The sequence below is a fragment of the Geitlerinema sp. PCC 9228 genome (assembly GCF_001870905.1).
GTDB lineage: Bacteria > Cyanobacteriota > Cyanobacteriia > Cyanobacteriales > PCC-9228 > PCC-9228.
In genome coordinates, this window is the sequence record NZ_LNDC01000047.1 from 1 (window position 1) to 10,528 (window position 10,528).

At 53.2% G+C, this 10,528-nt stretch carries 5 protein-coding genes; all 5 read right to left on the minus strand.

Translation table 11 applies throughout. From position 1 onward, the window contains the following. Positions 1-281: 281 nt before the first annotated feature. On the minus strand, positions 282-3,860 hold the full coding sequence (locus AS151_RS03255) for a hybrid sensor histidine kinase/response regulator (protein ID WP_071515638.1): 3,579 nt from the start codon (positions 3,858-3,860) through the stop codon (positions 282-284). A gap of 231 nt (positions 3,861-4,091) precedes the next feature. After that, complete coding sequence (locus AS151_RS03260; protein WP_071515639.1) at positions 4,092-7,280, minus strand: methyl-accepting chemotaxis protein; 3,189 nt, start codon at positions 7,278-7,280, stop codon at positions 4,092-4,094. A gap of 83 nt (positions 7,281-7,363) precedes the next feature. After that, a complete protein-coding gene (locus AS151_RS03265; RefSeq protein ID WP_071515640.1) occupies positions 7,364-7,897 on the minus strand; it encodes a chemotaxis protein CheW in 534 nt (177 codons plus the stop codon). A 72-nt stretch (positions 7,898-7,969) separates the two neighbouring features. Further along, positions 7,970-8,335 carry a response regulator gene (locus AS151_RS03270; protein ID WP_071515641.1) on the minus strand — a complete coding sequence of 122 codons (366 nt, stop codon included), beginning with the start codon at positions 8,333-8,335 and terminating at the stop codon, positions 7,970-7,972. A 522-nt stretch (positions 8,336-8,857) separates the two neighbouring features. After that, positions 8,858-10,084 (minus strand): response regulator, encoded by a 1,227-nt coding sequence (locus AS151_RS03280; protein WP_071515643.1) that lies wholly within the window; start codon positions 10,082-10,084, stop codon positions 8,858-8,860. Positions 10,085-10,528 lie beyond the last annotated feature (444 nt).

Consider the following 10,528-nt stretch of genomic DNA (forward strand, 5'->3'; position numbering starts at 1 on the left):
AACAACGATGTTCCTTGACTTGTTTCAAAAATTGAATTAAACTTTCCATAAGTACTTGAAAGTAGCGACCGCCCAATTTTACTATGGCAACGGTCGCTTTTTTTTTAGAATTTCCCCCCGAAAATGAAACAGCCCTGCTTTACAAGGGGGACGGTTCGGGTTATGTTTGTGGTTTAGCAATATCGGATTTGGTATAACTACCAACAGTTTCAAAGTAAAAAACAGGCAAGAGAAAAATTTCATTGCCTGCTATTTCGTAGAAAGGGAAAATTTGGATTTCGTTATGTATTTGCCAAGCTTTCTCCGCGCAACATGCGTTGGGCAGCTTCCAAAAGCGTTTCTTCCAGATAGGGTTTGGTGAAGTATCCCTTCGCCCCCATTTGCATAGCCATTTGCCGGTGACGGTCGGCACCGCGGGAAGTAAGCATGGCGATGGGCAAATCGCTGAGTTGGGAATCTTTCTGCATGCGCGAGAGCAATTCCAAACCATCCATGCGCGGCATTTCGATGTCGCAGAAGACCAAATCGCAAGGAATTCCCGAACGCATTTTCTCCCAAGCTTCCTTGCCATCGCGGGCTTGTTGAACTCGGTATCCGGCTTTTTTGAAGGTCATGGAAAGCAACTCGCGTACGGTAATCGAGTCGTCCACAATCAAAACTGTTGGTTCGGCTTTTTCGGTGGTGGCTTCGGGTTCGCTGGGTTCTGCGGATTGCGGTTCTTCCCAAAGGGTGCCCACAGGTTCGCTGCGACGGCGTCCGCAAGCTAGGTCGATGAGTTCCAAAACGTCGGCAATAGCAACAATTTTGCCATCCCCCATAACTGTGGCACCGGCAATGCCTACGGGTTTGGGAACCGGACCTTCTAGCTGTTTGATTACGATTTCCTGTTCTCCCAGAACTTGATCGACTTTCACAGCCAGGTAATTGCCGGCACTGCGCAAAATGACGACAGAAATTTGCTCTTCGTCTTCGTCGTGACCGCTGTAGACAGAACTACGCCCCAAAGGTCGTTGGTACACCAACAGTTCTTTCAAAGATTTGTACGGAATGGAGAGGTCGCGCCAGGCAACGTAGGAACCGCCGTTTTTCGAGTCGGTTTCGATTTGGTTTTTGCTTATTTCAATGGTGTCTTCTACACCATCGATGGGGAAGGCAATGCGGGCGCGGTCGTTGATACAGCATAGAGCTTTGGAAATGCTCAGGGTCAAAGGCAAGCGAATGGTGAAAGTGGTGCCTTTGCCCAGGGCAGAATCGGTGCTGATGTGCCCTCGCAGTTCGCTAAGTTTGGTGCGAACCACGTCCATGCCCACACCGCGACCGGCTAAATCGTCGGCGCTGTCTTTAGTGGTAAACCCTGGTAAAAAGAGCAGGTTGTACAGCTCGTTGCGGGGCATTTTGTTGGCTTGTTCTTGGGTAATGACTCCTTTTTGCAGGGCTTTGGTTTTCACTTTTTCGGAGTTGATGCCGGCACCGTCGTCGGCTACAGAAATGACGGTTTGGTTGCCTTGGTGGAAAGCACGAATGGTGATGCGACCGACGGGGGATTTGCCATTGCGTTCGCGCTGGTCGGGAGTTTCAATACCGTGGGCAACGGCGTTGTTAACCAGGTGGGTGATGGGGTCGTACAACTGTTCCACCAGCATTTTGTCGATGAGGGTGTCGCGACCTTCCACCACCAGTTCCACTTTTTTGCCAAATTTCTTGGCGTTATCTCGGACGCCGCGGGGCAAGCGGTCGGCGGTTTGGGCGAAAGGCACCATGCGCGATCGCGTCAAGCCTTCTTGGACTTGGGTGGTAATTTGCCGCAGCTGCCGCGTTACCTGCTCGGTTTCATCTACCAAGAAGACAATGTCGGAGGAGGCTTCCCGTACCCGTACGATCAGCTCGATAATTTCTTGGGATAGGGTATGGAAACCAGTAAACCGGTCCATTTCCAGGGCGTCGAATTCTTCCCCGGAATGGTGCTTGTTCCGCGAACCGTTGTTGTTTTCATCGCCGTCGTTGCTTTCTTGCTCTTGCTGGCTATCTTGGGAAGCAGATTGTTTGGATTCGTTACTTTGGTACTGTCCGTAGGCACTCCGGTTGCTAGAGAGCAGGGAAATTTCCAGCAGCGATCGCTCGTAGAGATCCTGCATCCGCTGTCCGGCATCCCCCAAGTTTTGCACCTGGTGGAGCAAGTTATCCAAAAACTGGCGCAGGCGTTCTTGGTTTTGTTCCAAGCTGTTGCGGTTGACCACCAACTCCCCAACCAAGTTGCTCAGATTGTCCAACTGTTTGATGGGCACCCGCATGGTTTGCTCGAATGCCCGATTGCGTCTGGTGGGTTGCGTATCGCCACCGCCACTGGAACGACCGGTGGGGCGGGTATTGCTGGCGGCAATGTTGCCCTCCGCCGCGTGTAAGAGTTTCTCCAGGTCTTCGTCGGGAATATCTTCCTGTTTTTTGGGCACTTCGGTGGGCGTTGCCTGGCTGCTGGCACTCTCTTCAGCAGTGCTTGAGCTTGGGGCCGCGGTTTCGCTGCCGGTTGCCGATGGTGTGGTTTCCCCTGGGGGGGTCTCTCCCAATAGGGTCCTCAACTCTTGAAAAACGGGGTCATCAGCGATCGCGACGGCGGGAACTCCTGACAGCAGCTTCTCTAGCTGGGCAAATCCATCCGAGCTGCCGCTGCTTGCTGTAGCCCCAGCCGCCCCTGGTGTTGCTTCTGGGGAGGCTTCGCCACCAAACAAATCTTCCCAAGCACCGGTATCTGATGCTTCCCACTGCCAGGGATCTTCGCTGCTGTTGGCGGCCGTTTCCTGGGACCAAAAACTCGACCAATCTTCATCTAGGTTGGCGGATTCTTCCTTGGTAGTGGCTTCTCCTTCGGCGTCTGGGGTGGCAAATTCTTCCGCGTCTTTAAACAGGCTTTCTAGGTCTTCCTCGCTATCCTCATCGGTATCGCTCATGGTCCAACGCGCCGAGGGGGCTACCCGTTCTTCGGTATCTTCCCCGGCACTGCTACCAAACATGGCACGCCACAAATCCTCATCAGTTTCCCCAGAGGTCGTAGTTTCTTGACTGGTGGTTTCGCTTTCTGAGGAAAGGGTGGATTCTAGTTCTTGGAAGAAATCCAAATTGGACCCACTGTCGCGATCGCTTTCCCCAGACTCTCCCAAGTCGCCGCTGGCTGCCGAAGTGGGTTCGTCCGCGATCGCCAGCAAATCTTCAAAATCGTCTTCCCCTACCGGTGGAGAGGATGGTTGTTTGTTCTCGGCGGCTGTCTGGCTGGGGGCACTGCTGAGCTGGCTCTTGTCCGCCGCTGCCCCTGCCGTCGTGCTTGGAGAAACCTGCGGCGTCTCGTTGCCGGACTCTTCGTCACTGACCGCAAATAAATCTTCAAAATCGCTCGTATCCGCCGCCTCCCTGGCGGCATCATCGGCGACTTCTGCCGGCGATGGGTCGTCGAAGTCTAAAAACTCTTCAATTTCGTCGTCTGCTTCCCCCCATGGGGATGATAGCGGTGCCGCCGGTTCCGTAGCCCCAGCAGCAGCTTGGTTTTCCGAGTCTCCAGGCAAAATGTCGCCAAACAAGCCCATAAAATCTTCTTGCGCGCCCTCGTCATCGCTGTCGGTGCTTTCTTCCTCTTGTTCGCTCTCGCTGTCCACATCCAACAGCGACTGAAAATCCGGCTGTCCAGTGGATAGTTCGTCCTCAAACTCGGAAAAATCCACCGGGCTTTGGGCGTCGGAAATATCTTCTTCCCATTCTTGGTCGAACTCTTCCGATTCCGTTTCTAAATTTTTAAACAGAGCATCCAAGCTTTTCAGCTCGGCAATGCCCACTTCTGGTCCTTGTCTTTGTTCGTGATGTTGCTCAGCCACGCTATCCCCCTAGCCATGAGTCTTTGGTTGCTGTCCCGAATTGGTGCCTCAAATGTGGGGTGCCACAGGAGAATTTTTCCCAATTTTCGTCCTTATTGTATCCTTTGGGTACTCCTATTTTGGCTTACGTTTTTCCTTTTCGTCTAGTGGCGATCGCCAAGCGTCTGGTACGGAGAATCGCGCCCGAGCGGAAAAGGTCAGCCAATCCCCCGATGGCAGGTAGAAAGGAAACTACTCTTGTTTGGCCGGTTTTTCTTCCGCATCTTCTTCCACCCGGAACCGTTCCACTGAATTGAGCAAGTCCCGGGCAACCCCCACCAAGCTTTGCAGGGATTTGGACACCCTCTGGGCTTCCTGGGAGGTTTCTTGGGCAGTTAGCTCTACGGTCTGCATCACCTGGGCCACCGATTGGGAGGTTTGGGTTTGTTCCACCGTATCCGCGGTGATCGATCGCACCAGAACGTCGATGCGGTTGGATACCTGAATGATATCTTCCAACGCCCGCTTGGCTTGTTCCGCCCGCTTCGTGCCGTCGATGACCTGTTGGGTCCCTTCTTCCATAGCCTGCATCACGGCACCGGTTTCGCTTTGAATTTGGCGCACGATTTGCTCGATTTCTTTGAGGGATTTGGCAGAGCGATCGGCCAGCTGGCGCACTTCGTCGGCAACGATGGCAAATCCCCGTCCGGCTTCTCCAGCCCTGGCAGCTTCGATACTGGCGTTGAGGGCTAGCAAGTTCGTCCGGGAGGCAATTTGCGAAATCAAAGCCACAATCTTGGAAATTTCTTGGGAAGATTCCGCCAAACGCTTGACTTTTCGCGTGGTTTCTGCTACTGTCTCCCGAATTGCCAAAATTCCCGCCACGGTGCTTTCCACTTCTTCCCCACCGCGCAAGGCAGTAGCGGATGCCGATCGCGCCACTTCTTCGGCTTCCCGGGCACTCACGGCCACCCGTTGAATGGAGTCGGTCATCACCTGTACGGAATTGAGGGTGGCAGCCAGTTCTTCCGCCTGCCGCAGGGCATCGGAGGATAGGTTGACCGCAAATTTCTCGTTTTCCTTGGAGCTTTCGCTGACCTGTCGGGCTGCTTTCTTCACCTGTTGTACGATTTCCCGCAGGTTTTGAATAGTGAGGTTGAAGGAGTCGGCAACCGCCCCCAACACCGATGCTGTCACTTCTGCTTTGACGGTTAAATCGCCGCGGGCAGCCCCTTCCACATCGTCAAGCAACCGGATCACTTGCCGTTGCAGGTCTTCTTTGGCTTGTTCTTGTTCTTCCGCTTTCCGTTGAGCTTCCCGGGTGGTGCTTAAAATTACCTGGGACATTTGGTTGAACTGTCGCGCCAGCTGCCCAAATTCTTCGTCTTCGCTCACGGGGGCGCGGGTGGTCAAATCCCCCTGAATCACGTCGTGGAAAGCCTGACCCAAATCGTGGACGCTTTTTTGGATGCGCTTGGCTTGCCGGCGGTTGAGAATAAAGGTGGTAGCCCCCCCCACCAAACCAGCGGAGACAGAAGTAATAAAACCAGCCAGCTGAATTTTGGGCAGAACCGCACCGCGATCTTCCCGCGATAGGCTGTCTTGATTGGCCACTTCATAGGAAAGGAAGTAGGTCCCCGTAGCGATCGCAAGGGCGCAGAAAGCCCCGGTAATGCTACTGGTCACCAACTGTCTGGCGGATACTTGCCGGGGAATTGGCGGTTCGATGGCTTTGGTATCCGTACGCAATCCCGACGTCGGTTCCTGGTAGCTCCCCCCAGGCGAAAAATCTTGGGCTGCTGCCGCCACGTGGGAAAATTCATCCGCCGCGATTGCGGAAGACTCGGTACTGGAATTGGTATCCCAATCGTAGCTGGAAGCATCACTGGCTTCACCCCCCGCGATCGCACTGCCGCTTGCTACCGCCGATTCCGCTTCGGGGGCAGCATCAAAATTCCCCTCAAACTCGTCCATGCTAAAGGCGCGATCGTCCTCGGCCGCAGTCCCCACATTGCTGTCGGTGCCAATATCGTCAAACTCGTCAAAATCCAGCAAATATCCTTGTTGGTCTAAATCCGCCGGCAAAGGCGTTTCTGACTCGCTTTCGCTGGTAGCATTGAAGTCACTTTCCTCTTCTTCTTCATTGGGAAAAGCTTCTTCATTGAAAATATCGTCAAAACTATCAAAGTCAAACTCATTGGTCCAGTTATGTCCGTTCTGCTGGTCCGCCGTGGGGGCAGGAGCAGACAAAGGTGCCGCTGAAGGGGGCGTTGTCTCCCCTTGTTGTCCGTTGCCCGTACCTTCTTCACCGCTGGATGGCTGTTGGGGTTGGCTCTCCCAATCTAGCCCCGGTGTAGCCAGCGTGGCCTCTTCCGAATCGCTCTCATCGCCAAAAAAATCATCCTCTTCCGGCGATTCCTCCCCAGATTCGCTCTCATCACCAAAAAAGTCTTCCCCCAAATCCGCAAAATCGTCCATCTCATCGCTACTGGGGGGTTCTTCCGCCCTGGAGGTTTCACCAGTGGGAGCAGAGGGGGCGGGAGTTTCCGTCTGGCTATCGGACAGTTCTAAATCGCCAAAGCTCATCAGCGGATTTTCGGGCTCCTCTTGTGAAGAACCCTCTGGGGAGGCCCCAGCCTCAGGGGTAGCAAAGGGAAATCCTTCTTCTCCCTCCTCACCAGCCAGCTCTTCTTCATCTTCGCTGCTTTCAGCATCCGCTGCCACGGCAAATGGATTGTCCGCTGGTAACGCTTCCGGTTCCTCAGAGGTTTCTAACGAAGCGGTTTCCTCATCAAAGAACTGCGAATCTACCTCCTCCATTAAGTTACTGGAGAAGGGATTGTCGCTTGCTGCCGATTCCTCCGTTATCTCTGGCTGCTCGTCCCCCAGCGCCTCCATATCCACCGCAAAGGGATCCACATCTGGTTGAGCTTGCTCGCTTAGAGGGGACTCTCGATCGCTTTCATCGGCAATATCAAAATCCACATCTGCCAGGGTGGGTTCCTGCTGGCTGCTGGCTGCGGGCGCTGGCGTCTCGGAAGAGGCTACCTGGGTTTGTTGGTTGGCAAAAGCTTCTGGGGAATTTTCTTCCGTAGGCGCATTGCTACTTTCCGAACAGCGATCGTCACCAGCCTCTGCCCCAGACGCCATTTCTCCGTCGGCTGTGAGCTGCTTGCTAGCATCGTTCATTCCAGTATTAGCAAAGGCCAGCAAGTCCGGATCGCTCGCACTTTCCAAAACATATTGATACTGTTCCAGGGCGACTTCGTATTCCTGCAGACCGTAACAGTAAATATGACCGCAGAGGAGACGAGCACTAGGGTCTTCTGGATATTCCATTATTAACTGGTTGATTGCATGGGCGGCCGCTTCATATTCCCCATCCATGTAGGCAGTTTGCGCGCGCTCGTATGCTTGGGTGTAGTCCATGCTTGGTGCCATTTGCCTCCTCCTGGTCAGTCAGTTGCCTGTGCATGGTGTGGTTCGTCGTTTGCGAAGCCTGACCCCTGATGGCTGCGGTCTGTTTATGCTGCCCAACGCGCCGAACGTAGGATGCTTACTTGATCCAGCAACCGAATTTGATGCGGAGCTTCTTCCGAGCCCATCGTCCACTCTCCTTTGACGAAGGGTGCCATACTATCTGGAGCGCTTTGGGGAGCTTGTAGTTGTTCCAAATCCAACCAGGCCATGCCTACAATGCCTTCTACGGCTAATCCTAGTATAGTGTCTTGATCTTCTACAGCGATCACTGAGATTTCGCTCCTGTCCATTTTGAGCGGATGAACGTCTCCAAGAAATTGACCGAGATCGGCCACCCAAACGATGCGACCACGCACGTTTAGAGTTCCCAATAATAAAGGCGAAACATTGGGAATCGGGGTGATGGTTTCGGGAGATTGGGCAATCACTTCTTTGATACCGGTGGCGGGAATTGCAAATTCATTGTTGGATTGAATATAAAACCGCAGATGTAACTCCCCTTCTGGGGTTTCTAGTTCTTGAAATTCCGGGTCTTGATCGGGACCGGAACCGGTTTCAAAGTCTGAATTGCCTACCATGGGAGGATCTCGTTTTTTTCGTTTGGGGGCCAAGGAACAACGGGGTCTGGGGCGAACAGTCGGGGAATCCCCTTAGCCGCGTAGGAGCTGCTTGACCGTTCCCACCAATTCGGTGGGCTGAAACGGTTTGGCAATATAAGCATCGGCACCTTGTTTCATGCCCCAGTAGCGGTCAAATTCTTCTCCTTTAGAAGAACACATAACAATGGGAACGTGCTTGGTTTCGGCATCGGCTTTGAGTCGCCGACACAGTTCGTAACCATTCATGCGGGGCATGACAATATCGAGAACCACTAGATCGGGACTGGATTGTTGGATTTTCTCCAAAGCTTCGACGCCGTCGCCGGCTTCTGCTACGCTTAACCCACTTTCCCGCAGGAGGCTAGAGATCATTTCTCGCTGAGTGACGCTGTCTTCCACGACCAGAACTTTACTCATGGGAACTTCCTGGGATGGTTGGACACCCGCTTTGCAGCAGGGCGGGTACAAACGAAAGTGCGGTTAGAATTTACCGCCGGTTCCCCTGCCAATGGTAAGGATTTGAGGAACGAAGAAAAAAGGAAAGAAATGTTCCTACGCGCTTTGGGAGCAGGGAAGGAACACGCGAAATGGCCGGATAGCAAGCGATCGCCAAGCCTTCCCGACTGGAAAAGGACTTGTCCTACTGCCTTTACAGACACAAGCTACCAATGGCACTACGCTGCACAGCCTATCAAAACTTGACCCATTTTCCGAGCGGTGAAGGACTAGGGAAAAGGTTTCCCTAGGGGGAAGCACCGCATCGCATGGCGCTAGATTCGGTAGGTGGCCAGTAGGGACGATGCTATATTCTATTGCCTAGTTTATAGCTTTTCAGTAGCGTTAGAGCTGTTTTTTGCCACAGACTTCCCCATTTTCCATTCTCTTTTCTACCATAACAATTCTGTCTTCTCCCTCGCCGAACCATCGCTGCCCCTGGTTTTAGCGCTGGGGTTGGTTGTCTTGGGTGCTGGGTTCCGGTTCTTGCCGGTTGCGATCGCCGGGACCGATATACTGTTCTACCAACATCAGCAGTTCGTTTTCGCCGAAGGGTTTGGACAAAAAGTCGTCGGAACCAACCATGCGAGCTTTCAAGCGATCGATAAAGCCGTCTTTGCCGGTTAGCATCACAATGGGGGTGTGGCGAAATACATGGGTTTGCCGCATCATAGCACACAGTTCGTACCCATCCAGCTCCGGCATGGCAATATCGCACAGAACCAAATCCGGGTTGAGCCGAAACAAACGGGGAAAGTCTTCCAAAGGATGGTAAATCGAGCTTACCTGGTAGCCGTACTTGTGGAGCATCATTTCCACCGACTTGCCCACGGTCATTTCGTCGTCAATACAAGCTACGTGGGGAGGATGGGAGGCGGTATTGGATGGGGTGAGTTTGCGCGAACTGGGTAGCTGCAGTTCCGAGGAAGGGGGAGACAGCTGTACGGAACCATTTTGCACGTATTGGTGAATGGCTTTGGCTACCACCAAAATATCGCGGCTGAGGTAGCGGGCAATTTGCCGGATGGAGGTTTTGCCGTTGGCCCAGCGACTGAGGGCGTTGTAGGTACTCGCTGGTAGGCTAGAGCGCAGCTTTTCCGGATCGGCAATGGTGGGGCATTGATTGGGAGAGGTGATGTAGGGATGAAATTTCTTCCACTCCTGTACCTGTTTCATGATTTTGGTCACCAGCGGCCCCACTTCCAGAGTGGTTAGTTGCGGTGCCAGAGCCGATCCCATTTCAAAAATAAAGGACCCCTGATGCAAGCTCAGCAGATCGAAAATGGTTTCGTGGATCATATTTTTTAAGATGCTGCGTCCCTGTTCTGGGGTAATGATTTTATTTTCTAATAAGACCCATAAGTACCCGTATTCTAGAGCATTGGTGGACCCAAGAGCAGGAGCAGCCAGACGTTCGAGGGCACGGTCGGCTCGGTAGCGGCGCAAGTAGTCCCGCAGGCGCGATAGATTGCTGTTGCTATCAGTGGCGTAAACAATCTGACCGTTGAGAAAGAATACAAACCAGGATTGCCCTTGGAACTTGGAGTCCAAGCGCGTCGTCGGTTGGATGCGTAAAGAGTGCGCTTCCACGAGGAGTTCGCCGGTCCGTTGACCCAATTCAATTAGCTGCAAGATACTGCGAATATCAATTTCGTTTAAGTTTCCCTGCATGGGGGACAGTACTCTCCTTGCGATCGCCCAATGCTCTGTTTGCCGAATCGGGGAAAGAAAAAAGCCAATGTCGCCCTGAATGGATGGAGATTGGCACTAGCTGTTGCCCCTGCGGCTCGGTGAGGGATAACCATTGTGCTGCTGGTTTTTTACCACTGGAAAACTGTGGCTGGCCGAGCTTTACTGGCGACAATTCCAGCCACGAATCCTGCGCTTGAGCCGGAAGCGAACAACGATTGGTTCCCTAGTGTCCCAATTGTAACCCGCTAGGGATTTTCCTGTCTTTTTTGGACACAACAGCTGGCCATCGTTGGCACGAGCGAAGCTATACTTACGAATTCTATTCGTGAGAGTGTCAAGAGCATGAATCGGGAGCTTGAAAGCCCTGACTTTTTAAAGCAGGGATGAAAAGCGACCCGTGCGGCTTTAGCCGCCGTCAAAATC

Excerpts from the sequence above, each read along its gene's own strand:
- AS151_RS03260 (WP_071515639.1), bottom strand. The coding sequence starts at position 7,280 with ATGGCACCAAGCATGGACTACACCCAAGCATACGAGCGCGCGCAAACT.
- AS151_RS03265 (WP_071515640.1), bottom strand. The coding sequence starts at position 7,897 with ATGGTAGGCAATTCAGACTTTGAAACCGGTTCCGGTCCCGATCAAGAC.
- AS151_RS03270 (WP_071515641.1), bottom strand. The coding sequence starts at position 8,335 with ATGAGTAAAGTTCTGGTCGTGGAAGACAGCGTCACTCAGCGAGAAATG.
- AS151_RS03280 (WP_071515643.1), bottom strand. The coding sequence starts at position 10,084 with ATGCAGGGAAACTTAAACGAAATTGATATTCGCAGTATCTTGCAGCTA.